Origin of the sequence: Vibrio celticus, assembly GCF_024347335.1 — a bacterium.
In the GTDB taxonomy this organism is placed as follows: Bacteria; Pseudomonadota; Gammaproteobacteria; order Enterobacterales; family Vibrionaceae; genus Vibrio; species Vibrio celticus.
Map to the genome: position 1 here is coordinate 1,493,395 of NZ_AP025463.1, position 24,263 is coordinate 1,517,657.

Genomic DNA, 24,263 nt, shown 5'->3' on the forward strand with positions numbered 1-24,263 from the left:
GTGAAATGAGGCAGAACAGAAAGGAAGAGTTATAAGCCCATTATTGGTCGAAAAGTAGGTTAAAGCTCAAAGGGATTTGGTCGGAAATCGCTAATCCACCCACGGTCGCTGAAAGTTTGTTTAGATTCTCTGTCGATATCCCGAAATCAGCGCCGTTGACGATGATTGTCGAGGCTGAGCTAACCATGACAAATCCTTCTGATGGAACCACCACAACTGGGAAATCGATCGTTTTGGTTACGCCGTGTAAAGTAACTTCCGCTGCTACTGTTGTTCTTTTTGGATCACCAGATAGCATCGACGGTTCAACCTTCCCAGAGATCTTCACTTCAGGAAAAGTCATCGATTCAAAGTAGAGTTCATTGAGTCTCTGGTCACGAATAGCGACTCCGGTGCTCACGCTTTTCAAGTCCAATACTATTGAAAACTGACCCTCTTCGGTAAGCCCTCCAGACATTGGCTTGATGGATGCAGGCTCGACAACAAACTGCTTTTTAATGGTCGCGAATGTGATGTTCGATAACTTCGGATCTAATGTGTAGCCCGACTCCGCGAAAGATTGAGCGGAGATAACGGCGCATAAGAGGCCGAATGTAGAGATTAGTTTTTTCATAAGTTGTCACCAGATTGATGAATTCACAGGTTAACGTTGTTGAGTCGTACGTTTTTAAAATGACTTTTTGGAAAGAGTAATTGATAGAAGCTTAGTTCAGCATTCGAAAAATTACCGCAGGCAAAGAAGGGCGTTGCTGTATTACTGTAATCATGATCGACGAAGTGATTTGTTTATTTTTAGTTATGTTATAACATAACTAAAAATCACTCTTGCCAAGAATAATTATTTTGTTGGTAAAAGGGAAGCGATGAGCATGTATCAAGGAGGCGACGTAATGAATGCCGTGTTAACCAAGCCTTTGGCTACCAATAGCAGCCAGCCACTCAACATTAGTTCAGTTGTGAGTATCCAGGATCAGGCAAATAACAAGCCAAGCTTGAGTGCTTCTGATCAGCCAACGGTATTAGCGGATATATACCAAAGCGATATTAATATAGCGGTATGGCAGCGACAGTTTGATGAAGGCTTAACGACGGCAATCAGTGAATTTATCGCATTGAATCCAAACTTTAGTAAGTCTGTTAGCGTGTCACCTGAAAATGCTTTCGATAAGTTGGAATTTGCTACCGATGGCACCGCCTCTAAAGCGCTATTAGAAAACATGGCAGAGCTGGTGGATATGTTCTGTTGTTTGTTTGAGCTTGAAGAAGTCGGGTTGCGTTTAGCCGTTCTGAATAAAGCGATGTGCCCACGTTTCCATTTTGATCAAGTGCCTTGCCGCTTGGTGACAACTTATCATGGCGTTGCGACTCAATGGTTGCCAAACGACTTAGTCGACCGTTCTAAGCTAGGGCGAGGGGCTAACGGACAGCCAGATTCAGAGTCGGGCTTGTACAATCATGAGTCAGATATCCAACAACTTGCAAGTGGTGATGTGGCATTACTAAAAGGGGTGCGCTGGAGTGGCAATGAAAATGCAGGCCTTGTGCATCGTTCACCAGTCACTTCATCTGACGAAACACGATTGCTGTTAACGTTGGACTTTGGTTGATCAACTTTTGACTATTTAGCCCGCGACCTATTTTTTTCAAACCTTCAACACATTTAAATACCTTCCTAATGAGCTAACGGCATGGCGCGATCTATGCTGTTATTACTCTCAAACAGAGACACTCATCAGCTGATCATGTTTAGCACATTAATTCAAAATTTAGAGTTTACCATACTCTAAATCAATGGGTTACGATGCGTGCACTTACTCACATATATCAATATTTCAGTTCCTCATCGGTTTCTTAATTTATTTTAAAGCGTAAAATATATCCCGCTTGCAAACCTCTTTGGCAACCAATTTGTTCGCCACGGTTTTTTACTTCCACATTATAGGTTTCCTATGTTCAAGAAACTCTCGCTTAAAAATAAACTGGCGATTTCAGCCAGTATGGCCATTATCCTGGGGGGGATTTTGGTCGAGGCATTGTCTTTTCGTGCTTCACTGCAACGGTTGGATACAGAAGTTGAACAGCGCTTAGAAGGTGCATCGGCTTCTTACAATCAATATGTATCGGATTGGATCTTATCCAAAGAGCGTGCGCTTACTTCTCTTTCGAAAGAATCCAAACAAGAAAGCTTGGTGACTCACCTAAAACAGGTTCGTGATTCAGCCTCTTTTGATAATGTCTTCTTGGCGTTTCCTGACGGTTCGCAAAAGAACGCGAATGGAGTTGTTCTTCCGCCGGGCAATGATGATCCTCGTTTGTGGGGTTGGTACACCAATGCGGTTGCGAACCCAAGTAAGGTGTTCATGGATAACCCAACGGTTGCAGCTGCAACTGGAGCGAATGTTGTGTCGCTGGGTACTGCCATGCAATTACATGGTCAACAGGTTGTGTTAGGTGCGGATGTTGAAATTACCGACATTCTTAATAGCCTAGAGCAAGTGATTCTTCCAGGTGAAGGTTACATGTTCATCGCGACCAATAAAGGCACGGTTTATACGCACCCTGACACCAAGTTACTGAACAAAAATATCAGCTCACTTGGGTTAGATTTTGCGGATGTACAAAAGGCGCTGACTAGCGGTAAAGACACTTCTATCGAGTTGAACGGCAGCGACTATGTTTTGTACGCACGTGCGATTGATGGAACGAGCCTGATTACTGTGAGTGTTGTTAACCATGATTCATTGGTTGCGCCACTATTTGATGCAGTGATTGGTCAAGTGTTGGTGACGCTACTTGTGGTGATCGTATGTACCATACTGTTTAACCTGCTGTGTACGATTCTATTCCGTCCGTTGAACCACGTATCTCAAGCACTGGCGCAAATCGCGAATGGTAGCGGTGATTTAACTCAACGCATTCATGTTGAAAACCAAGATGAAGTGGGTGAGTTGGCTCATAACTTCAATACCTTTGTTGGAAGTTTACAGCAGTTGATTGGCCATATCCGTGGTCAGTCAGAACAGCTAAACAGTCAGTCAGAGCAAAGTGCTCAGCGTGCGAACCGTTCGGTGGATGAGCTTAATCATCAGCAGCAAGAAATCACTATGGTCGCGACGGCCGTAACTGAAATGGCGAGCGCCACGCAAGAGATTGCATCGCATGCCGAGCAAACAGCAAAAGCGGCGCAAGATTCAGCGACAAGCACTAACAGCGGTCACGCTCTGGTTGTGGATACCAAAGGTTCAATCAATAACCTAGCTAATGAAGTGAACGAAGCGGGTAACGTGATCAGCGAGCTCAACAAGCATGCTCAAGAGATCTCGACTGTACTCGCAACGATTCAAGGCATTGCAGAGCAAACCAACTTACTTGCTTTGAATGCTGCGATTGAAGCGGCTCGTGCTGGCGAACAAGGTCGTGGCTTTGCTGTGGTAGCGGATGAAGTACGTGTGCTTTCGCAGCGCACTCACTCTTCAACAGAAGAGATCAAATCAACGATTGATATCCTACAGCGCACGACAGCTCAAGCGGTTGAGCTGATGGAAAGCAGTTCTAAACTGGCGATACATTCAGTAGAAGATGCCGACAGAGCTTCTCATGCGCTTGAAGAGATCAACTCGGCGGTGGCTTTGATCAGTGATATGGCGACTCAAATCGCGACGGCTGCTGAAGAGCAAACACACGTGACGGGTGAAATTACCCAAAACATTACGACCATTAAAGATGTTACTGACCATCTAGTTGTGGGCGCACAGGACAGCTTAACTGAGTCGAACGAACTTAAGAGCCAAGCCGCTGGTTTAAGTGATAAAGTGGCGATTTTTAAGCTTGCTTAACTGTTTCATTAGCTGATGCCTGATCAGTGAATGAACAGTAAGCAATAAGCCAAAGCGACGTAGATTACGTCGCTTTTTTTGTGTCTGTGAACAATAGAACTCTTTACTCATCCGCTTCTGAAAACTCTTTCAGCGCACTCATTGCAGTTTCTGCTTTGTCTTTTTGAACGAAGATGTGGTCGTGATAGTAGCCTGCAACAACGTTAGCGCTAATGCCGTACGAGCCTAGCTTAGTCGCAAACGCAGCCGTTAATCCAACCGCTTCAAGGCTCGAATGTACTGATAAAGTGATCAGGCTAAATACGCCGTCGAAGTCTAACTGAGCTTTGGTCGCAACATCTTCTTCAAGAACCAGCGTTAAACCTTCTTTTTCACGAAAAGTCGAGATTGGATTGAGCTCAACATAGTCTGCTAACGCTCCGTCGACAGTGCAAAAAACATAGCTCCCGTCGATTAATTCTGGTGACATGGATTTCAGTAGAAGGTCTAGGTCGGTAATGGCAGCCATAGTCAGTTTCCCTGCGTGAATAAGCTAATTGATGATGTATGCAGTCACGATAGAAGCAACTGGCAGTTAAGTAAAATTAATGATTTTAATTCTGTATCAGTTTTACTAATGGCAAGTTTTCCTCCTTAGTGATGGCATCGTACTTCTACCAACTTGTCGATTGTTCCATCTCGTCAGATAAATGGTCGATAAAGGCTCTTAACAGCGGTGTGACTTGTTTACGCGTTCCATAAATAGCATGAACACCGAGCGTTTTAGGTTGCCATTCAGAAAGCAGTGGCACTAATAGACCATCACGCATCAAGGTTTCCACTGAAGGGAAGGGCAGTAAGCAGATACCGTTGCCTTTGAGTGTGGCAGAAAGCAGAACCTCTGAGGTGTTTGCACTGATATTCCCTTTAATCGGAACTGATTCCAGCCCATTGGGGCCATTGAACGTCCAGGCGGTTTTGCCAAAGTAACTGAACGATAAACAGTTGTGGTGCGCTAGATCTTGGGCTTCTGTGGGTGTGCCTTTCTCTTTTAGATATTGAGGCGATGCGCAAATCACGGAGCGGCATTCACCGATCTGCTTGGCGACAATATTGGGCGTGAGTTCGTTGGTTATGCGAATTGCTAAATCGATGCGTGACTCAACCAGATTGACGGTCTGATCAGTCGAGATAATGTCGATAGAAACCTCTGGCCATTTGGCGATGAAGCGACTGATCACGTCCATCAAGAAGCTATCGACAATCGAGTAGCTCGCAGTAATACGCAGCTGACCTTTTAAATGCTCTCGGTTTTGGTTTCTGATTCCAGCTAGGGATGTTTCCAGTGCCAAAAGTTCTCTGGCGACCTCAAGTGTTTCTTTACCTGCGCTGGTTAAACTCAATCTTCGTGTTGTTCTGTGAAGCAAGCGTGTGTCCATCCATGTTTCTAACTCACCCAAATAGCGAGTGACCTTGGTTCGAGAGAGATCAAGGTGCTCTGCAGCTGCGCTCAAACTGCCACGTTCCACTATGGTGACAAAGACATTCATTGCCTCGAGTTTATCCATTGTTTTATTGCCTAGAGAATTAAACCGACTTCAGTATATGTCCGAAAACTGCAATAGTTAAAGTCAATTTTATGTCTATTTCATCTAAATTCAATCAAATAAGATATTTGGACATTCAGCGAGTTGGCAGGTGTTCAACTCCAAATACCGGAATAAAGCCATGAATACATTATCGAAAAACCTGTTATCAAAAAGCATGCTTTTAGGAACCATAAGCCTAGGAACGGTGCTGGCATCAAGTGTTGCTTTAGCTGCGGATCTGAATATCACTCACTATAACCCCGGCGAGAACGCGATATTCCCTGCAAGCTCGGTATTGGTTTCGGGTGAGAAAGAAGTGATTCTGTTTGATGCGCAATTTAGTGTGGCTGATGGACAAAATCTGGTGGAGCAAATCAAAGCTACAGGCAAAAAATTATCGATGATTTACATCAGCAGCGGTGACCCTGATTACTACTTTGGTTTGGAACCGATAGTTTCGGCATTTCCTAACGTTAAAGTCGTTGCCAGTGAAGCCGTTGTCGCGCATATCAAACGCACCAAAGATGCAAAGCTTGAATACTGGGGGCCTATATTAGAAGACAACGCGCCCTATAAGGTGATTGTTCCAATGGTGATGAACGACACAACATTAAGCATCGAAGGTGAAACTATCGAAGTGAAAGAGATAAATACACACCAAGCTTACCTATGGGTTCCGTCTGAAAAAACGGTGTTTGGTGGCGTGTCGGTGTATAGCGGTGTGCATGTATGGATGGCAGATACTGCATCGAAAGAGATTCGTAGCCAGTGGTCACAATCGTTGGAGCGTATGAAAGCACTAGAGCCAGAGGTTGTAATTCCGGGTCACTATTTAGGTGAAATGCCAACAGGGATAAATGCAGTTCACTTCACGCAGGATTATGTGGCTGATATTGAAAAAGCATTGGCGAGCAAAAGTAATCCAACATCGGTCGAGATCAGTGATTATATGAAGAAAGCCTACCCGAAATTTGAGGCTACGGAAGGTGATTTAGAACTTGGCGCGAAAGTGCTGAGTGGCGAGATGGTTTGGCACTAGAGTTGATTATCTCGGTTGTGTCGCAGAACAGTCTGAAGATTGTATGCTAGATTTATTAGTGATACACAACTGGAGATATCGATGATCTGGCTTTCAGTGAAAGTACTACAGATTGGACTTGTCTATGGATACAGGAAGTATCAAAAAACGAAAAGAGCTCCAGCTTAGGGGCTCTTTTTTTGTTTCGGAGAGGCAATTTTCTATTTCAAGTGGGAAAGAAAATCTGCATTTACCCGGTTTACTGTTAGTAGTCAGATTAGCCTAGTAGCCAAATCAGCCCCGCAACTCAATACCACCAATAAGCGAAAGTATGTTGAAAATAGAACCCATTACTCCTCACATCGGAGCTCGCATCCACGAATTAGACCTTTCTACATGCAGTGCTGATGAACTCGATAAGGTGTATCAAGCGCTTATTACCCATCAAGTGATTTTTCTCGACGGGCAGACTTTGTCTCCAGAACAACACTTGATGATTGCACAGCGCTTTGGAACGTTAGAACCTGTACATCCTTTCTTCCCTCGCGTGGAAAGTGCGCCTCAGGTGAGTGTGATTGAAACAACCCGTGGCAATGCGCCAATGGAAAGTTATTGGCATACCGACTTAACGTGGCGCAGGTTGCCGTCGAAAGCTTCCCTGTTGCATGCTCAACACATTCCAAGCGTCGGTGGTGACACGATCTGGTGTTCTATGACGGCGGTTTTTGAATCTCTAAATGAAGGTATAAAAGCTAAGTTGAGAGGGTTGTCGGCGACTCACTCACTGGTGGTCTTTGAAGGTATAAAGTCAGAAGACATTGAGCTTGATTGGCACAAATCCTTGATTAAAACAGCACAGGAGAATCCGCCAGTGGTTCACTCTGTTGTTCAAGTTCATCCTGAAACGGGTAAAGAAACGCTCTATATCAATGAACAGTTTACGCGTCATATCAATGAGCTCGACCGCAAAGAAAGTGATGTTTTACTCAGTCAACTGTTTGAAATTGCGAGACGCCCTGAGTTTCAAGTTCGTTTCAAATGGGACAACGGCTCAATGGCGATCTGGGATAACAGGGTAACGCAACATTACGCAGTGATAGATTACGGCGATACTCCAAGAAAAATGCATCGAGTAACAGTGACATAGCGGTAAGCTGAACACAGTTATCAAAAGAACACCGCGCATGCCCATCCCTGAACCAAGCACTCGTACTTAAATTTAAGCGTCAGCAGGGTGAATCATTCATCTACGCTTAATAATAAAAACAAATGCGTTGGTACATATTTGATTGAAACCTCACTGCTCGGACGTGATGTGTAATATAATCGGCGCAAAAATATAAGTATAAAAACCAAATCATAGAATTAATAAACGTCATGGCTTAGAGAACAAAGTATTTCGTATGAACGCGATTCGTAAAGTTTACCAGTACGCAGAACCGAATCTAACCCTCGTGGGTTGGATGGGCTTTGTCGGTTTTCCAATTTACTACATTGTGTGGGAGTTTTTGTTTCCGCAACCCTACGAAAACTTGGCACTCCGCCTGTTTTGCTCGGTATTGTTCTTTGGCATTATATTTCGCAATCGCGTCCCATTTGAATGGCGAAAATACCTTCCGGCTTATTATCAAGTTGCTGTAACTATCTGTTTGCCCGGTTTCTTCTTCTACATGCTGTTAATGAATAATTGGTCCAACGTTTGGGTTATGTCATTCATGTCGGCTATTTTCCTCCATATTTTATTAGTGCACGTGACGAGAGTGATGTTTGCACAAACCTTTGCAGGTATTGGGATTGCTACCTTGTGCGCTTGGATTGCACAAGGCTTCTACCTCGAACTCACAATGGATTGGACGCATGTGCCAATCTTTTTGTTTATCTACTTATTCGGCAACTTGTTCTACTTCCGCAATCAGGTGGAACATGAAAACAAGGTGTCATTGGCAAAGTCTTTTGGTGCAGGTATCGCCCATGAGATGCGAAACCCTCTAAGCGGTTTACTTACCTCTATTGATGTCATGCAGTCCATATTGCCGAACCCTAAAAGTGGCGATCAAAAAGGGCAATATGCGTTAAGCAATGAGGAAGTGATTCAGCTACGTGAAGTGGGCGATGAAGCGATGGAGATCATTCATTCCGGTAACGAAACGATAGATCTGTTACTGACTTCAATTGATGAAAACCGAGTCTCTCGATCTACGTTTAAGAAGCATTCAGCGCAAGCGGTGGTTGAAGATGCGATAGACAGTTTCAATTACAAGCGCTCTGCTGATAAGTCAGCAATCTCCTTGGATGTGCAGAGTAACTTTGAGTTCTTGGGTAGCGACACCTTGTTGAAATACGTCATGTATAATCTGTTCAAGAATGCGTTCCATCATCGTAGCCCTGAAGATTTTCATATTCATGTCACCATGTTCAGTGATGAAGTGACGAACCAGATAATGGTGACGGATAACGGCTCTGGTATTTCGAGCGATATCATTCGTCGTATTTTCCAAGACTTTTACACCACAGGCCAGTCGGGTAATTACGGTTTAGGTTTGCCATTTTGTCAGAAGGTCATGCGCTCGTTTGGTGGTGAGATTAAATGCCAGTCTGAAGTGGATCAATGGACACAGTTCACGATGATTTTCCCATCTTTGACTTCCAATTCGGTAGAGGAAATCAAGAGCGAACTGACTAAACTCAAGGCGGTGCAGATGATCAGTGATCAGACAGTGCTTTCCAGTAAAATGACTGAAATCTCTCGCTTTATGGGTTTTGACCTCGAGATTTTGGATGTGGCGTCAGCGCTACAGAATAAGGAATATCAGTTTGAGTTCGACTTGATTTTCGTTGATATGGAGAGCTTGGATTTAAGAGCCAATTGCCTCGATAAGATTGAATCGTTACTTTCGTTTACTGAGGCGCGAATTATTTACTTGTATGAACGTCATCCTATCAAGCGTGTGCGTAACATCTCTTTCGAGCCTATTTGGGTGGAAACGCAAGTTTGGCTACTGAATACCAAAGCGACCATTGATCGTTTACTGTTTGACTCCAACTATGTGATGCCATCGATTGCTGTAAAACCGCTAGAGGCCACCACTAAACGTACGATCATGGTGGTCGATGACAACGAGTCTCTACGCCGATTTACGGCAATGTTATTGGAAAAACAGGGCTTTGATGTTGTGCAGAAAGAAGACGGCCAACAAGCCTTAGATGCGCTTGATACTGACGATATCGACTTGATCTTAATGGATATTGAAATGCCAATCATGGACGGTGTTGAAGCTTCTCGCCGAATTCGAAGTGCCGACAAAGAATACTCTTCGGTGCCGATTATTGCTCACACGGGTGACAGTTCTCCCGTTACCTTGGAAAAGATGGAATCGTCAGGCATGTCGGACTTTATTGTTAAACCTGCCGATAAAAACCGACTGTTCGATAAAATTGCTCATTGGATTTAGTGGATGTAATCGTCAGAAGTTCACGGGGATTGGGTAGACATAGATACAAGAAAGAGCTCAGCGAATTGCTGGGCTCTTTTTGTATCGCGACATGATAGCTTCCATTCAGTCCTGCCGTTGGTGTTGGTTATAAATATGGTTCGAAAAAGGTTACACGAACTCTAACTCGGGGTGATGGTACGCTTCGTGACAAACCGTGAGCACATGGTCAATGTCTCTTGGCGTCATGTCGGCATTCACTGAAAAACGGATGATGTTTTTGTTCTTGCCAGTGGCAGGGCGGCAGAAAACCGCACCGAACACAACACGTTCTTCTAAGAAGTCACGCACACGCTCCGTGTTTCTTTCATTGCCGCACTCTAGCGCTACAATTTGAGACTCACTGCGGATATTAAAGCCAATTCGCTTTAGCCCCGTAGTCAGCGATTTTGCCCGATTGAATAAGGCTTCTCGTTTGTCTTCCGCACCTTTGATCACCTCTAACGTTTTTTCTAAACGAACCACTTCTTGTGGTAACACTGTCGAGCTAAAAATCGCAGGGTACGCCACAAACGGCAAGGTTTTAGAGAGTTGTTTAGGGCCAAGGATTGCCCCAGCGCGGTAAGCAAAGGTTTTTGCCAAGCTAACGGTGATGAAGTCGACTTGGTTGGTGAGCCCCAATGCTTGCACTAAGCCTGCACCATTTTCTCCATGTGTACCCAGTGAATGGGATTCATCAACGACGACCGCACAATCAAACTCTTGCGCCATTTCGTAGATGTCGCGCAGTGGGGCAATGGTGCCGATTGTGCTGTATACCGAGTCGACAACAATGACGCCTGAGCCGTGGCGCTCTAACTGTTTGCGTAGGTGATTCATATTGTTATGCATAAACGGGTGGGCGAGGGCGCCGGCAGCGCGAATCCCTTCCCATAGCGACATGTGTGCAAGGAAATCAATATAAACAGGTGTGCCCGGTGGGCAGATGGTTTGCAATAGCCCAATATTGGCCGCCCAGCCCGATTGAGAAAGCAAACAGCTCTCCATTCCAACATAGTTCGCAAGCTCAGTTTCGAACGCAGGTTTAGACTGATCATCTTGTAAGAAAATGGCAGACATCACCACGTTGTCATCGTGCTCACAGATCGCCGCTTGATGGGCTTGTTGGATCTGTTTGTTGTGTGACAGCGCTAAGTAATCATTGCTCTGCATCACAACGGAATTACGCTGGGGGCGTTTACCCAATACTAAATGCTTCTGGCTTTGGTTCTGGGTAATCAGGTCTTGAATATAGAAGTTCAAGCGTTCTTCGATAAAGGAAGGTAGTGGTTTGTTTTTTGTTTTATCACTCATAATAGTTCTCTTCAAATACAGGAAAACGCCAGCGCTGACGGCTGTATATTGACGATAAAAAGTGATGTGTCATTAGCCAAGTTGCATAATTTTGTGGGTGCTTGCAAACTCAGCATTTAAGGGTTTTGAGGCGAGTGGGTTTCCTTACGGTTCGGGGCTTTACCCGAATTAAGATAGGAATAATAGCCTTCTTTTTTATGACAAAAGGCTATTAAAATTCGGTGTTCGAAAGGCTTTAAAAAAAGTGGATTTTGAAGGCACCGGGGCGTTAGCTGTGAATATGGATAAGCTCGATTAAGGCATCCAATTGCTGCTTGGCTTCACCCTCTAACGAATACCCAATATTGATGCGTAAGCAATTGCTGTAAAGGTCGAGAGTGCTGAACAGGTGTCCAAGCCTAATATCAATGTTCTTCTCGGTAATGCCCTGAGCAAAGGCTGACTGGTTCAAGCTTGGGATTTGCAGCCAAAGCACCATGCCACCTTGTGGGTTACTTATCTTCACATCTTGAGGAAGGTGCTGAGACAAATAACTTAGGTATTGCTGGCGCAAAGACAAGATCTGAGAGCATCTTCTCCTCACGTGCTTAGCGTATTGGCCAGATCCAATAAAGTCAGCAACCGCAAGCTGAGTGGGCAGGGCAACGCCGTAGCTCGCAGCTGAGAACTGAGCCTTGTATTCGTTGATAAACCTGCCCGGCAAGCACCATCCCAAACGGTAACTCGGTGACAAACTTTTCGATACTGATCCACACCATAAGACAAAACCGCCTTTGTCGTAGTATTTCGCGGGGAGTGGTGTGTGTGAGGAGTAGGACAGTTCAAGATACACATCATCTTCAATGATCGGAACTCGATAGTGATTCGCTAATTCGGCAAGCTTCTGTTTTTGACTTGCCGACATATTGATCCCTTGAGGGTTCATGTGAGAGGTACAAAAGATAGCGGCATCGACTTGTTTATTTTTCAAATGCGCTTCCAGTTGTTGCAAGTCGACACCATCATCGAGCGATGGGATTTCTATGATCTGGCGTGACATCTTTCCGAGTAACTCCAGAATTCCATTGAAACAAGGAGAGCTAATCGCAATGGTGTCGCCTTCTTTGGTACACGATTCAAGTGCAGCTTTAATCGCCGACATACATCCAGCGGTGATCACCATCTCTTCAGGTGAAAAGTGCACATCGAGCTTGGCAAAGTGAGTGGATAATGCCTGTCGCAAGATCGGCTCACCTTGTGTATCTGGGTAATGGTTGAGCCTACTTCCCATCCGTTTGATAGTGCGACGAAAACTTCGTTCCAATTCTACGATCGACTGCTCATCATTGGTGGTGCTCGAAACCCCTAACGGCCCGTTGATTGAGTTGTGGGTCGAAGAGGTTTGCTTAACACTCGATATCTTACTTTCAAACTGTGCCCACTCAGGCGTTGAGTGAGACGGCTTGTGAGGCGAGACAAAATACCCTGCTTGCGGTCGAGAATGTATCCAGCCTTGTGATTCCAATTCTTGGTAACAGCTCACCACGGTCGACATGCTGATAGCTTGTTGCTTGGCCAATTGACGTAGCGAAGGCATGCGTCCGCCTTCCGGTCTTTTGCCTGTTTCTATCTCATCGATAAACTGATTGGCTAGCTTTCTGTAGATACTCATTGTCACGACCGTTATTAACTGTGCTGGTTTTTATTGTAAAAATTGTATCTGTACTGGTTTTATTGTTCAAGGGATACTCATTCGAAACAAAGGAGGGGTCAGTATGAAAAGAAATGATTTGTTGTTAGCGGTATTCGTCATGGCGATTTGGGGATTCAACTTCTCGATGATCAAAATGGGTGTGACTAATGTTCATCCGTTGTTAGCAACCGCCGCGCGTTTCTCGCTAGCGGTGATTCCGGTGATATTTTTTGTAGCGAGACCTAATGTCGCTTGGCGCTACTTAGTCAGTTATGGCTTTGTGTTCGGTGTGGGTATCTGGGGTATGGCTTCATGGTCGATCACAGCTGGTTTATCGTCTGGGCTTTCATCGGTCTTGCTTTCAACCAACGTATTAATCGGCATGGCGGTTGGCGTGTGGGTGTTCAAGGAGAGTGCTTCCGTTCGTAAATTATTGGGTGCGATGCTAGCCATGTGTGCGTTGGCGGTATTGGTATCTGCAGCAACGGGCAATGTCACCGTTAATGGCGTGATCTTGATTATGATTGCGGCGTGCAGTTGGACCTTGATGGGCGTGATTGTTAAGGCGTCTAAAACTAAACAGGCTTTTGCATTCAATGTGTGGGGAATGCTGTTTGCGCCAGTGCCGTTGGTGTTGTTTGCTGTGATGTTACATGGTGACCAAATTATCTGGCAGGGCATCGAACAATGGGATTGGAACACGACGATTGCGGTGCTGTTTCAGGCTTACCCAACCACGCTATTTGGTTATTGGGTATGGAATAAGCTGCTAATCCAATACCCTTTAAGCACGACCGCGCCGTTAACCTTGTTAGTGCCTATCTTCGCATTGATTAGCGGTTACTTTATGTATGATGAGGTGCTGTCTGTGGCTCAGGTTGTTGCATCAATACTGTTTCTTGTCGGGATTGGTTTGATTGTGAAACCTGCGAATGTAACGAATACCAAAGCGACACAAACACTTGCTGAACAAAAATGATTGAAGAAAGCTGATATTGCATGAGCAGCTTTGAATGACAAATAAGACCTCGCACTTGTGAGGTCTTATTCTATGTCGAAGAAGTGAAGTTATTTAAATAACCAACTTACTAAGCAATCAACTAACCATACACGCAAGTAACTGGCTCTCAAGATAATCGTCTATTTCTAGACCGATCATTTCTATTCTGGTTTCGATACACTCATCGAGTTCTGATTCCGTCAAGCCATCCTCTGTTAAGTTGTAACCGAAAACCCCAAAAGAACATAGGCTTTTATAAGTGAATTCGAATTAAATTCTGAAATGATACAAATCTTATATTTAATAACGCTTGTTTAGTAACCTCTGTTGAGTCCCATATCAAATCAAGTGGCTGATTTTATTGGGTATCGGACAAAAGTCTCAAAAATTATTATTTAGTTCGCTAAAGTTTTAAATTCTATTAAGGGTTATTTGTATAGAATATAACTCCATTTAGTTACTGTTGAGTAGATGGTTTTTAGCTATATATGTGAAATTTGAAGCGAGTTATCTTTCTGATTTGAAAGAATAATTAAATAGTTAAGATAAAAAAGTTGGCGAAAATCAGAAGCTTGGCATACACTTTCCTTGTAAATGACCTTATCTCATTGATTGAATAGGGTAAATGCTTTGGCGCTACTGGCGATGGTAGCAATGTTTAACATAGCTTTGAGGAAAGTTTTATGGCACTCACGAAGGCCGATTTGGCTGAGAACCTGTTTGAGACACTCGGATACAGCAAGCGGGATGCCAAGGAAACGGTGGAAGTGTTTTTCGAAGAAGTTCGTAAAGCGCTCGAAAATGGCGAACAGGTAAAACTGTCTGGTTTTGGTAATTTTGATCTTCGCGAGAAAAACGAGCGACCTGGTCGTAACCCGAAAACTGGTGAAGACATTCCAATTTCTGCTCGACGTGTTGTTACTTTTAGACCGGGACAAAAACTAAAGGCCCGTGTCGAAAATATTAAAATCGAGAAGTAGCCAAGCAATAGACCACGCCTAGCGTGGTCTTTTTGTATCTGCAAAGAGTTTAAGCTAAACGCATTTCTTTAACTTTTAGTAACCTTTCTCAAACTCCATCTATTTACTGTCCTGTAAGAACTTGCTTTAGATGCGAAAACAGAGGCTAGGCCTCTGACTTTGAATCTTCACTCTAAAGGGCTTGTTGAACCTTACTTGCGATGTCTTCAGACACCCAAGGCTTCCATACCTGTGGTGAGCTTTCTAGAAAGTAATACATGGCTTCTTCGGCGTCGGCTTGGTTGTCTTCCATCCAGGCCAGCAACTCACTCATTTGTTTATTGGTAAAACCACGCTTTTCAAAGTATTGGTAGGCAAGAGGTTCGTTATTAGCAAAGGCTTCTGTGGTGATTGTGTGAACCGGTGCTGGTGGATACATGGTCACTTTAGGAGATTCACAATCGGGTTGCGTCGTACAGTTACGGAATTCTTCGATGTCGATGCCGCTTCCGAAATCAACCTTGACCATATCATATTTACCTAGCACAGGTGTTGGTGACCAATAGTAACCAAACCATGGCTTCTCACGCTCATAAGCTTTCGCAATGGTTCCTGCAAGTGCAGCACCTGAACCTGGGTCAACCATTTCAAATCCATGTTGATCTAAACCCATCGCATTAAACAAGTGTTCGGAAGTTATCTGACAAGTCCAACCCGCAGGGCAGCTATAAAACGCAAACTTCTCATCATCTTCTGGGTGTTCAAACAGCTTTGCGTTTTTAATCACACCTTCAATGGTTGTAAGCTCTGGGTACTGTTCAACAAGGTAGTTCGGGACCCAAAACCCTTCTTCACCCCCATTAACCAGCGACTTACCTGCATAACGTAACCGTTTATCCGCTACGCCTTTGTCGAGTGCTTCTTTGATTCCGTTTGTCCAAAGTTCGGGTGCGACATCTGGCTGACCTTTTTCGATCATAGAGGTACCCGTTGGAACGCTATCTCCGGGGATAAGTTGTGCGTCGCAGCCATAGCCTTCATTAAGAATAAATTGGTCTACGTGTGCTATTAGGCTTGCCGAGTTCCAGTTCATGTCTGCAATGGTGATCTTTCCGCATTCGTCAGCACTAGCGTGTACAGAAAACGCAGCAAGTAGCGCGATGGAAAGCATGGATTTGTTATTCTGCATTGACGTAATTCCTTTTCTTGTCAGAAGCTTATTCGCTATAGAAACAGAAATGTTCGACGGAGAAAAGAGACTGAGATCTAAATTTAAACGATCTGATTATTTGGGATAGGAAGTGGAGAGGCTACTCAACAAGTACTAAAAAGGGCTGCGAGTGCAGCCCTTGTGATGTTTATTGGAATAGCCTATCTATGTGTTAAGCCGCTTTAATGTGCGTTGTAATGTACGGTTGCCATGCTTGTTGGTAAAGCTCTAAAGATTGGCGTCGTAGGCTATTGATTTGCGCCGCTTCGATATCGTTGATTGGGCGATGTTCTGCAATTGCGTGACGCTCAATACCTTGGATAATTTCGTACAGCTCGTGCTCAGGGCCACTTTTCACATCAGCAATCGCTTTTAAGTGAAGTTGAACCTCTGCAATGATGTTGGTTTTAGGCAAACGAACCAACAAGTTAAGGTCACGGTAGCCAGAGTCAGCTGGTGATTTAAACTTGTTTTTCAGCTTAACAACGTCTGCTTCACGGCTTAACGCTTCGTAAACTTCAACCAAGCTCTCTACATCGTTCGCGATGATAGTTGCACGGGCTAAGTCGGTAATTTTTGTCACATCACCATCAAGCTCGAGGGCGATTTTTTCTTCTGCACGAGCTTGAGATTTAACGCCAGCAAATAGCGCTTCAGAATTGGTGAGTAGGGCAGTACTTTTACAGATAGTTTCTAATTCAGCTTGGCCTTGATGCGCTTTGCTGTACAGAATATCGAAGTCGGTGTAAGGCTGAGTCGGGCGTGAATCGAAGGCTTTGATGCCGTAAAGGCCGCTCAAACTATGACGGAATACGTTTGAAGATACTTGGTTTTGCGCAGGAGTGCGCGTTTGATCTGTTGAACTTGCTGAAACAGGTGCTGCTGCGAATGCAGGCGCTCGGCTCAATACCAAAAGCATTAGGGCCGTCGTACGGAGAAATACACTCATTCAAACTCCAAAATACAAGGTTACAAAAAACGGGTAGTCAAAAGGGGTAACCAGTAACGCACAAGAGTAAAAACAGCTTAACCAAACTCACTAAATATTAAATGGGGCTAGCTAAGACAGAAATCAACTCTAACGTTTAATATTGCTTTAAAATGTGAAGATATAGACAAATAATCCAACCGTTAGTTCCGCAATTATCAGAACTTTGAACTTAGCCAGTTTCTGATTTTATCGAAACCAATTTGGTACTTTAAACCAAGCTAAGGTTGCTCTTACCTCTCTATACTGTACCCTTGCATTATGACTGTTTAACATGAACGAAAGATGAATAATCCTGAATTTTGGCACAATAAATGGGCAGCCAACCAAATTGGTTTCCACCTCGAAGATGTAAACCCACTTCTGATTAAATTTTGGGAAAAGACTGAGCCTAGCTACGAGAAGAGTGTGTTTGTTCCACTTTGTGGTAAAAGTGAAGATCTGATTTGGCTAGCTTCAAAGCATGAAGATGTTCAAGGTGTCGAGTTAAGCCAGATTGCGGTTCGCGCATTTTTTGCAGAGCACCTTTATACCCCGACTGTGACTCAAATTAGCGGTCAGCACGAGCTCTACCAATTCGATGAACTGAACATCTACACGGGCGATTACTTCACAGCACCAATCCAGCCTGTCGATACCATTTATGATCGCGCGTCTTTAGTCGCATTGCCTGAAGAGATGCGAGTGCAGTATGTAGAGCGTTTGAAACAACTGCTGAAACCGGGTGGTAAGATCCTTCTGGTGACTCTAGATTATGACCAAAGCGAGATGGCGGGGCCTCCGTTTAGCGTACCTAAACTAGAGATCACTCAGTTGTTCACTGGATACAAAATCACATTGTTGAATCAAGATATAGCGGACGATGAACATCCGAAGATTGCTAAGAAAGGCTTGTCTCGATTCAGTGAAGAAGTGTATTTGATTGAGTCAGAAGCTTAATCGCTTTGAACTCAAGCAAACAGATGACTTCGATATAAAAGAAAACACCAATAAAAAGACGGGCTCGATAGCCCGTCTTTTTTATTGTTCAGATTTGAACTCGTGATTGTTCAGAATTGAATAGCAGGTTAGTAAATCACTTTTACTTTTGACGCGCTCTCAATTGCATCTTCAATCGCTGTCTCAGTGCTGTTGCGACGAGTAAGCGCCACACCTAGACGACGGCGGCCATCGATATCAGGCTTACCAAACAGGCGAACTTGTGTTTGTGGTGCGTCTAGCGCCTCTGTAAGACCTTCAAAACGAATGTTGGTTGAAGTGCCTTGGCCAAGGATAACCGCTGATGCACAAGGGCCGTATTGCGTGATGGATTTGATCGGCATACCAGTGAAGGCACGTACGTGCAGTGTGAATTCAGATGAGTCTTGAGACATCAATGTCACTAAGCCAGTATCGTGTGGGCGAGGGGATACTTCGTTGAAGATCACGTGATCGCCTTTAACAAACAGCTCGACACCAAAGATGCCGTGACCACCTAGTGCGTTAACCACTTGTTCAGCCGTGTATTGCGCGGCTTTAAGTGCATTGTCTGACATCACTTGTGGCTGCCATGATTCACGGTAATCACCGTCTTCTTGGCGGTGACCGATAGGCGCACAGAAGTGAACACCGTCGACTGCGCGAACGGTAAGAAGCGTAATTTCGTAATCAAAGTCGATGAAGCCTTCAACGATTACACGACCCGCGCCAGTACGACCGCCTTCTTGTGCGTAGTCCCAAGACTTCTGAATGTCTTCTTCTGTTTTGATAACGCTTTGACCTTTACCTGAAGAGCTCATTACTGGCTTAACAACGCAAGGCATGCCCACGAATTCAACAGCGGCAGAGAAATCTTCAAAGGTGTCTGCAAAGCGGTAAGGAGAAGTGCTCAGTTTCAACTCTTCTGCAGCTAGACGACGGATACCTTCGCGGTTCATCGTTAGCTTGGTCGCATTCGCAGTTGGAACGACATTTAAGCCTTGCGCTTCTAGCTCTACCAACTTGCTGGTGGCAATAGCTTCAATTTCAGGAACCACATAATCTGGCTTTTCTAGTTCAATGATCGCTTGAAGTGCATCGCCGTCTAACATGTCTAATACATGGCTACGATGCGCAACTTGCATTGCTGGTGCGTCTGCATAACGGTCACAAGCAATAACTTCCAAACCTAAACGTTGGCACTCGATAGCAACTTCTTTGCCGAGTTCACCTGAACCTAATAGAAGTACACGAGTAGCATTTTCACGAGTAGCAGTACCAAACATAGAAATTCCTTCCGATCTTTTGAACGATTGATTGAAAACGGGGTGATCATACTTATTTCAATGACAAAAGCAAACGTTTGCGCAAGTTGTTGCGTTAATTACAGGCATAAAAAAAGCAGCCCTGTTAAATAGGGCTGCTTATTTAAATTTTTGTTAATCAGATGTACTTAGATTGCTAAGTAAGTCACTGGAATGTCGGGGTTAATCGCTTCTAATGTAGATTGCGTATCCGCTAGGTGACTGATGCTACCTTCGGCGATTTCAACCAAAGCAGCACTTTCAATTTGTTCGAAATCGAAGCCAGCCAGTTTAAGTTGAATTAACGCGACTTGCAGAGGAGGTAGGCTCGGGTTGAACGCTGCATTTTCTGCGTAAGCACCCGTGAAAATCTCACCTGACGTGAGTTGTAATGAAACACCACTTAGGTTTTTGGTGTAAGGAGCATGGCTGCGGTTTAGTGCTGCTAGCGCTTCTACAACAATAGGCGTTGTTTCTTCGGTCGTGTACTTATGATCAAGTTTTGTCATTAGGCCAGTTGTCACACCTAAATCAGCAGGGCCGAACGAGTCTGGTAGGTACTCTTGCAGAGACATTTCATCACGTTGTGGCAGCTGAACTTTAAGTTCTTTTGCTGTTGTCAGTTCGTTCATGAATTGACGACAGTGACCACAAGGGCTGAAGTTGATGGTGATATCAGAAATACCTTGTTCGCCTTTCATCCAAGCGTGGCTGATTGCAGATTGTTCAGCGTGTACTGTTTGGCCAAGTTGAGCACCAGCGATTTCAAGGTTTGCACCAAAATACAGAGTGCCAGACAAACCACGCACGATTGCACCAACATAAAAGTCAGATAACGGAGCGTAAGAATAGGCTGCGGCAAAAGGAAGTAGCGCAATACGTAGCTCGTCATCCGCTAAACCACTTGCTTGCAGTAGGCTAGCAAATTGTTCTGGAGACAATGTCGCGTCAAAGTTGTCTGCTAATACGATGTCACTCAAAAGTGCTTTGATTGCTGTTGGAGCACTTTCCAGCGCCAGGGTAATACGACTGTTCATGTTGAATCCTTAATTGACCTTAGACTTTAATTCTATGTAATGCTCAGGAATTTTCTGTGACACTGATCACCACTGCGTTGTTGTTGTTACATTGGTTTGCATAATTAGAGTGAGGTCACAGATGAAATCGATTGCAAGAGTAAAAACTACCATTGATATCCCATTTATTGGCCTAAACAGGGCGCGATTTGGCTGCTATTGCTAAATAAATGCGAATAAAAAGCCCAAACAGACACTGTAATAAACAGCATTCTGGTTGGGCTGAATCGCGTAGTGATCGTTTAGGTTAAGAATAGAACCAAACCACGAGCGAAAATATACTCGGTGCGATGATTGAGGTAATGACGCCGCAAAGCACAAGAGCCAAAGAACTGAATGCTGCATCTTCCTGATTCTTTTCAGCACAGGTTGCAGTGCCTAAAGCGTGAGATACGGTACCCATGGTTAAACCTCGGGCAATAGGGCTCTTAATACCAATGAGATTGTAGATTGGGTAAGCAAAAATCGCCCCAAACAGACCAACAATCAATACCAGTATTGCCGCAATCGCTGCTTCACCACCTAAATGGCTCGATACTTCCATCGCAATTGGCGTGGTGACTGATTTACCTAATAAACTCGCAATCAAACTTAAGTCTGCTTTAAAAGCCACAGCGATCAATGCTGTCGTTGTCATCGACATTACACTGCCTAGTGTGCAAGCAAAGGTGATGATGCGCCAGTTGGCTCTGATTTGAGGTAGCTGTTCATAAAGCGGATAAGCAAGGGCAACTACCGCGGGCTGCAGCATGTAGGTAATCCAGGTGTTGTCCGCATAGTAAGTCTCAAACGGTACTTTGAAGAACGTGAGTATCGGAATGATGATACCAATGCTGATCAGCAGGGGGTTACACAGCGGTGAGTTTACTTTTTGACTTACCCAGCGAGCAAACAGGAATACCACGATGGTGAGTAGAATCCACATGATCAGTTACCTCTCGAAAGCAAGCGGTCTAAAAACCATGATAAGGACACCAACACCAGCAACGTGCCACCAACGGCGCTGGCCATAATTGGCAATGCGTTCGTGATGAGCATGTCGAAGTGATCCATTAACCCAACACTGATCGGAACAAACAGTAAGATCATTAGGCGGATAATCAAGCTTGCACCGGGTTGTACCCAGTGCGAAGGAACAATACCAATCACCATGGCAGCAAACAGAATCAACATGCCAAAAATACTGCCTGGGATTGAGGTATCCAAAAAGTGCTGTAACGCGTTACCTACTGTAAGTGCACCTATGATTAAGGTGAAGGAGATTAAGCAGTAAACCAGTTGGATCAATCTTTCTTTCAAAGTGTTACGTCTCTTGATAATGGAATTAACTAGCTAACTTTTCTACGTATTGATAAACCGCCTTCAAGATAGCCATTTTCTTCTCGTCACTTTCATGTTCGTGCGCGAGGTTTTCAAGGTTGAGCATGTACTCTTCTAAACGGCACTCATAAAACTCACGACAATGGTTTGCCCATTTCAATTGCTCAGCTTCGTCGAGCGTCCATGGGAAGTTACGTGCACGGTAACGGAACAGTAACGGTTTAATACGTTCGTCACTGAAGGTGATATCCAAAGCTGCCAAGTTGTTCGGGTCAGTTTCACGAATGATGTTCATCGCTGTTTTATCAGCAGGTGAAAAGAAACCGTCGTAAAGGTGGGTATCAACATCATCACTCTTTTCGTACTCGCGCTCTTGAGAGTACAGGCCAATGAGTTTTTCGCGGATCTCTGGATGTTCGCGCAGCAGTGCCAAGTTCTTCAAGCATTGTTGGCGATCGATACCGATGGTTTCGGCATTTTCAGCCGTCAGCGTTTTGGCTGGAGCAAGAATAGGGCACTTGTTCAGTTGAACCAATTTGATGGGTACGGGTAGCTCGTCTTCACTCAGTTCACTGCGTTTGGTGTAGAGTCTGTCTCTGAGTTCATCAGCGTCCAGTTCTAGTAGTGGGCTTGGATCTTTAGCTAAATCAACCACGATAACCGCATTTTGATTAGTTGGGTGCCAAGCCATAGGCACAATCCAGCTTGTGTAGTTGCAGTCACGGCCAAACATGCCCGAAACGTGCATCAATGGTGTCATGTTTACGATATCAACTAGGTCATTTAGCTTACGCTTATGACGCATGTTGTAAAGGTAATCGAACATCTTAGGTTGTGCAGCTTTAAGCTTCTTTGCTAACTCGATGGTCGCAATAACATCGGCCATCGCATCGTGCGCGTTCTCGTGTTCAATGCCGTTTGCCACAGATAGGTGTTCCAGTTTGAAACTTGGATAACCTTCTTCGTTCTCTGGCCAAACAATGCCTTCAGGGCGCAGTGCGTGAACAGCGCGCATTACATCTAATAGATCCCAACGTGAGTTGCCGTTCTGCCAGTTCCACGCATATGGGTCAATGAAATTTCGGTAACAGGTGTAACGCGTTACTTCATCATCGAATCGGATACTGTTGTAGCCAAGGCTTGTGGTGTTTGGTTTCGCCAACTCAGCATGGATCTTAGCGATAAACTCTGGCTCAGGGAGACCTTGTGAAGCCGCTTTCTGTGGTGTGATACGGGTGATCAACGCAGCTTCAGGCGCAGGGAGGTAATCAGCAGGAGGTTGGCAATAGATAACCAGAGGCTCTCCAATAACATTGAAATCTTGGTCGGTACGAACACCCGCAAACTGACTCGGACGGTCTTTTGCTGGGCTAACGCCCCACGTTTCGTAATCGAAAAAGAAGTAGGTCGGCTGATTATCTGAACTCATTGAAATTCCTGAACAGCAAGCGCAGAACGTTTACTGTGGCTGAAGGTTAGTTTTGTTCAGTATCTGATAGTATGCGGTACGCGTGCAACCCAGATCACAAATAAATTGTCGGAAAACGGTGCTTTACTATTCAATCGAGTCGGTGGGGATGTCTTTGAATCCAGTTGAGGCGGTATCTTAGTTAATACAATCTGTCTATCGTTCGTTTAATCCGATGGGGGTGAGAGTATCAACTGGACTTTCTGTTTAATGGTTAGCTCTCGGTTTCTCAAATCTTTGAATATAGCCTTCCATTCTTGAAAGGTGACGATTATAGGGTTAAAACTGTTTACTGGTTTAGTGACGCCGTAACGTACAGTTTCAACTTCCGGTTCGAACGTACCAAACAATTTATCCCAAATGATCAAAACGCCGGCGTAGTTCTTATCGATGTATTGCGGGTTTTTGCCGTGATGCACTCGATGATGCGAAGGGGTGTTAAAGATGTATTCAAGTGGCCCCAAGTTTCGTATCCATTGTGTATGGACGAAGAACTGCAACCCTAAATTGAGAAGCACCACAAAGATCACCCAATTAGGGTCGAAGCCTATGATGACCAGCGGCAACCAGAACAACCACATCCCAGCAAGTGGATACATTAAGCTTTGACGGAAAGCCGTACTGAAGTTCATGCTTTCTGAACTATGGTGTGCCACGTGTGCTGCCCACATCCAGCGAACACGATGGCTTGCTCTATGGAACCAGTAATAGCAAAAGTCTTGTAACACCATCAATACAACAAAACTCAGCACGCCCATTTCAACGTCCATTAAGCGCCAACCAAACAGCCAAAGATACAGCTGCACGACCAATAACCCGGTGAGTAAATCGGAGAGTTGATGCATTCCTGCCAGCGTGAAGTTACACATTACTTCTGAAAGTTTATAGCTCGAGTTATCAGGCAGTCGACCTTGCTTCTGACCGATAAAATACTCAGCCAACATGCACACCACGAACAAGGGCGCTAATACCAGCAGTAGCCATTCTGGGTGATTGATTAATGCGTCGATATTCATGTTTTATCCTTGTTGAGACGCCATACGCGTTCTTAGTATCAAGTTTACTTAGACTTGCTCGCCTGAGATTCAATCAGCAGAATTACG

Annotated in this window: 21 protein-coding genes and 1 pseudogene; 8 read left to right on the plus strand and 14 right to left on the minus strand. The window is 44.5% G+C overall.

Annotated features, from left to right (window positions below; all coding sequences use genetic code 11):
- Nucleotides 1-40: 40 nt before the first annotated feature.
- The gene (locus tag OCV19_RS06905) at nucleotides 41-613 is read right to left on the minus strand and encodes a YceI family protein (RefSeq protein WP_065676937.1); all 573 of its coding nucleotides are present in this window, start codon (nucleotides 611-613) and stop codon (nucleotides 41-43) included.
- A 277-nt stretch (nucleotides 614-890) separates the two neighbouring features.
- Between OCV19_RS06905 and OCV19_RS06910 the strand changes: the two genes are divergently transcribed.
- Nucleotides 891-1,607: a DUF1826 domain-containing protein gene (locus tag OCV19_RS06910; RefSeq protein ID WP_065676936.1), complete on the plus strand. Its 717-nt coding sequence runs from the start codon at nucleotides 891-893 to the stop codon at nucleotides 1,605-1,607.
- Nucleotides 1,608-1,949: 342 nt separating this feature from the next.
- Nucleotides 1,950-3,836: a methyl-accepting chemotaxis protein gene (locus OCV19_RS06915; protein ID WP_065676935.1), complete on the plus strand. Its 1,887-nt coding sequence runs from the start codon at nucleotides 1,950-1,952 to the stop codon at nucleotides 3,834-3,836.
- Nucleotides 3,837-3,939: 103 nt separating this feature from the next.
- Here the strand turns inward: OCV19_RS06915 and OCV19_RS06920 are convergent, their stop codons facing one another.
- Nucleotides 3,940-4,344 carry an ACT domain-containing protein gene (locus tag OCV19_RS06920; protein WP_065676934.1) on the minus strand — a complete coding sequence of 135 codons (405 nt, stop codon included), beginning with the start codon at nucleotides 4,342-4,344 and terminating at the stop codon, nucleotides 3,940-3,942.
- 145 nt (nucleotides 4,345-4,489) lie between these two features.
- Nucleotides 4,490-5,383: a LysR family transcriptional regulator gene (locus OCV19_RS06925; protein WP_065676933.1), complete on the minus strand. Its 894-nt coding sequence runs from the start codon at nucleotides 5,381-5,383 to the stop codon at nucleotides 4,490-4,492.
- 160 nt (nucleotides 5,384-5,543) lie between these two features.
- Between OCV19_RS06925 and OCV19_RS06930 the strand changes: the two genes are divergently transcribed.
- From OCV19_RS06930 to OCV19_RS06940, 3 genes are all read left to right on the plus strand, one after another.
- Nucleotides 5,544-6,443, plus strand: coding sequence for a Vmh family MBL fold metallo-hydrolase (locus OCV19_RS06930; RefSeq protein ID WP_065676932.1), 900 nt, complete (start codon nucleotides 5,544-5,546; stop codon nucleotides 6,441-6,443).
- Nucleotides 6,444-6,753: 310 nt separating this feature from the next.
- Entirely contained in the window at nucleotides 6,754-7,569 is an 816-nt protein-coding gene (locus OCV19_RS06935; protein ID WP_065676931.1) for a TauD/TfdA dioxygenase family protein, read from the plus strand.
- A 256-nt stretch (nucleotides 7,570-7,825) separates the two neighbouring features.
- On the plus strand, nucleotides 7,826-9,874 hold the full coding sequence (locus OCV19_RS06940) for an ATP-binding response regulator (protein ID WP_065676930.1): 2,049 nt from the start codon (nucleotides 7,826-7,828) through the stop codon (nucleotides 9,872-9,874).
- Between the two features lie 150 nt (nucleotides 9,875-10,024).
- Here OCV19_RS06940 and cqsA read toward each other — a convergent pair whose 3' ends face one another.
- Together cqsA and OCV19_RS06950 are read right to left on the minus strand one after the other, a co-directional pair.
- A complete protein-coding gene (gene cqsA, locus OCV19_RS06945; protein ID WP_065676929.1) occupies nucleotides 10,025-11,206 on the minus strand; it encodes an alpha-hydroxyketone-type quorum-sensing autoinducer synthase in 1,182 nt (393 codons plus the stop codon).
- Nucleotides 11,207-11,474: 268 nt separating this feature from the next.
- The gene (locus tag OCV19_RS06950) at nucleotides 11,475-12,857 is read right to left on the minus strand and encodes an aminotransferase-like domain-containing protein (RefSeq protein WP_065676928.1); all 1,383 of its coding nucleotides are present in this window, start codon (nucleotides 12,855-12,857) and stop codon (nucleotides 11,475-11,477) included.
- A gap of 103 nt (nucleotides 12,858-12,960) precedes the next feature.
- Here OCV19_RS06950 and OCV19_RS06955 point away from each other — a divergent pair, with 103 nt between their 5' ends.
- A complete protein-coding gene (locus tag OCV19_RS06955; protein WP_065676927.1) occupies nucleotides 12,961-13,857 on the plus strand; it encodes an EamA family transporter in 897 nt (298 codons plus the stop codon).
- Nucleotides 13,858-13,974: 117 nt separating this feature from the next.
- On the opposite strand, the pseudogene OCV19_RS06960 reads toward OCV19_RS06955, so the two are convergent.
- A pseudogene (locus OCV19_RS06960) lies at nucleotides 13,975-14,115 on the minus strand (GTP-binding protein); the annotation flags it as partial.
- 446 nt (nucleotides 14,116-14,561) lie between these two features.
- On the opposite strand from OCV19_RS06960, the gene ihfA reads away from it, so the two are divergent.
- A complete protein-coding gene (gene ihfA / locus OCV19_RS06965) occupies nucleotides 14,562-14,858 on the plus strand; it encodes an integration host factor subunit alpha (RefSeq protein WP_004734853.1) in 297 nt (98 codons plus the stop codon).
- 172 nt (nucleotides 14,859-15,030) lie between these two features.
- Here the strand turns inward: ihfA and OCV19_RS06970 are convergent, their stop codons facing one another.
- Complete coding sequence (locus OCV19_RS06970) at nucleotides 15,031-16,026, minus strand: ABC transporter substrate-binding protein (protein WP_065676926.1); 996 nt, start codon at nucleotides 16,024-16,026, stop codon at nucleotides 15,031-15,033.
- A gap of 193 nt (nucleotides 16,027-16,219) precedes the next feature.
- Nucleotides 16,220-16,996: a RelA/SpoT domain-containing protein gene (locus OCV19_RS06975; protein ID WP_065676925.1), complete on the minus strand. Its 777-nt coding sequence runs from the start codon at nucleotides 16,994-16,996 to the stop codon at nucleotides 16,220-16,222.
- 324 nt (nucleotides 16,997-17,320) lie between these two features.
- Between OCV19_RS06975 and OCV19_RS06980 the strand changes: the two genes are divergently transcribed.
- Entirely contained in the window at nucleotides 17,321-17,974 is a 654-nt protein-coding gene (locus tag OCV19_RS06980) for a thiopurine S-methyltransferase (protein ID WP_065676924.1), read from the plus strand.
- Between the two features lie 128 nt (nucleotides 17,975-18,102).
- On the opposite strand, the gene purT is transcribed toward OCV19_RS06980, so the two are convergent.
- The 6 genes from purT to OCV19_RS07010 all read right to left on the minus strand — a co-directional run bounded on the left by purT (nucleotide 18,103) and on the right by OCV19_RS07010 (nucleotide 24,176).
- Entirely contained in the window at nucleotides 18,103-19,278 is a 1,176-nt protein-coding gene (gene purT, locus OCV19_RS06985; protein ID WP_065676923.1) for a formate-dependent phosphoribosylglycinamide formyltransferase, read from the minus strand.
- A gap of 167 nt (nucleotides 19,279-19,445) precedes the next feature.
- Nucleotides 19,446-20,333, minus strand: coding sequence for a cytidine deaminase (gene cdd / locus OCV19_RS06990; RefSeq protein WP_065676922.1), 888 nt, complete (start codon nucleotides 20,331-20,333; stop codon nucleotides 19,446-19,448).
- Nucleotides 20,334-20,619: 286 nt separating this feature from the next.
- Nucleotides 20,620-21,297 (minus strand): LrgB family protein, encoded by a 678-nt coding sequence (locus tag OCV19_RS06995; protein ID WP_012604141.1) that lies wholly within the window; start codon nucleotides 21,295-21,297, stop codon nucleotides 20,620-20,622.
- 2 nt (nucleotides 21,298-21,299) lie between these two features.
- Nucleotides 21,300-21,671, minus strand: coding sequence for a CidA/LrgA family protein (locus OCV19_RS07000; protein WP_041472826.1), 372 nt, complete (start codon nucleotides 21,669-21,671; stop codon nucleotides 21,300-21,302).
- Nucleotides 21,672-21,696: 25 nt separating this feature from the next.
- Nucleotides 21,697-23,121: an exodeoxyribonuclease I gene (gene sbcB, locus OCV19_RS07005; protein ID WP_065676921.1), complete on the minus strand. Its 1,425-nt coding sequence runs from the start codon at nucleotides 23,119-23,121 to the stop codon at nucleotides 21,697-21,699.
- Between the two features lie 206 nt (nucleotides 23,122-23,327).
- Nucleotides 23,328-24,176: a sterol desaturase family protein gene (locus tag OCV19_RS07010; RefSeq protein WP_065676920.1), complete on the minus strand. Its 849-nt coding sequence runs from the start codon at nucleotides 24,174-24,176 to the stop codon at nucleotides 23,328-23,330.
- Between the last annotated feature and the right edge of the window lie 87 nt (nucleotides 24,177-24,263).

Bases quoted from the DNA above. Each gene is read 5' to 3' on its own strand.
- OCV19_RS06975 (WP_065676925.1), bottom strand. From the start codon at position 16,996: ATGAGTGTATTTCTCCGTACGACGGCCCTAATGCTTTTGGTATTGAGC.
- OCV19_RS06915 (WP_065676935.1), top strand. From the start codon at position 1,950: ATGTTCAAGAAACTCTCGCTTAAAAATAAACTGGCGATTTCAGCCAGT.
- cqsA (WP_065676929.1), bottom strand. From the start codon at position 11,206: ATGAGTGATAAAACAAAAAACAAACCACTACCTTCCTTTATCGAAGAA.
- OCV19_RS06930 (WP_065676932.1), top strand. From the start codon at position 5,544: ATGAATACATTATCGAAAAACCTGTTATCAAAAAGCATGCTTTTAGGA.
- cdd (WP_065676922.1), bottom strand. From the start codon at position 20,333: ATGAACAGTCGTATTACCCTGGCGCTGGAAAGTGCTCCAACAGCAATC.
- OCV19_RS07010 (WP_065676920.1), bottom strand. From the start codon at position 24,176: ATGAATATCGACGCATTAATCAATCACCCAGAATGGCTACTGCTGGTA.
- OCV19_RS06935 (WP_065676931.1), top strand. From the start codon at position 6,754: ATGTTGAAAATAGAACCCATTACTCCTCACATCGGAGCTCGCATCCAC.
- purT (WP_065676923.1), bottom strand. From the start codon at position 19,278: ATGTTTGGTACTGCTACTCGTGAAAATGCTACTCGTGTACTTCTATTA.
- OCV19_RS06955 (WP_065676927.1), top strand. From the start codon at position 12,961: ATGAAAAGAAATGATTTGTTGTTAGCGGTATTCGTCATGGCGATTTGG.
- OCV19_RS06925 (WP_065676933.1), bottom strand. From the start codon at position 5,383: ATGGATAAACTCGAGGCAATGAATGTCTTTGTCACCATAGTGGAACGT.
- OCV19_RS06940 (WP_065676930.1), top strand. From the start codon at position 7,826: ATGAACGCGATTCGTAAAGTTTACCAGTACGCAGAACCGAATCTAACC.
- OCV19_RS06980 (WP_065676924.1), top strand. From the start codon at position 17,321: ATGAATAATCCTGAATTTTGGCACAATAAATGGGCAGCCAACCAAATT.
- OCV19_RS06995 (WP_012604141.1), bottom strand. From the start codon at position 21,297: ATGTGGATTCTACTCACCATCGTGGTATTCCTGTTTGCTCGCTGGGTA.
- OCV19_RS06905 (WP_065676937.1), bottom strand. From the start codon at position 613: ATGAAAAAACTAATCTCTACATTCGGCCTCTTATGCGCCGTTATCTCC.
- OCV19_RS06920 (WP_065676934.1), bottom strand. From the start codon at position 4,344: ATGGCTGCCATTACCGACCTAGACCTTCTACTGAAATCCATGTCACCA.
- OCV19_RS06910 (WP_065676936.1), top strand. From the start codon at position 891: ATGAATGCCGTGTTAACCAAGCCTTTGGCTACCAATAGCAGCCAGCCA.
- OCV19_RS06950 (WP_065676928.1), bottom strand. From the start codon at position 12,857: ATGAGTATCTACAGAAAGCTAGCCAATCAGTTTATCGATGAGATAGAA.
- ihfA (WP_004734853.1), top strand. From the start codon at position 14,562: ATGGCACTCACGAAGGCCGATTTGGCTGAGAACCTGTTTGAGACACTC.
- sbcB (WP_065676921.1), bottom strand. From the start codon at position 23,121: ATGAGTTCAGATAATCAGCCGACCTACTTCTTTTTCGATTACGAAACG.
- OCV19_RS06970 (WP_065676926.1), bottom strand. From the start codon at position 16,026: ATGCAGAATAACAAATCCATGCTTTCCATCGCGCTACTTGCTGCGTTT.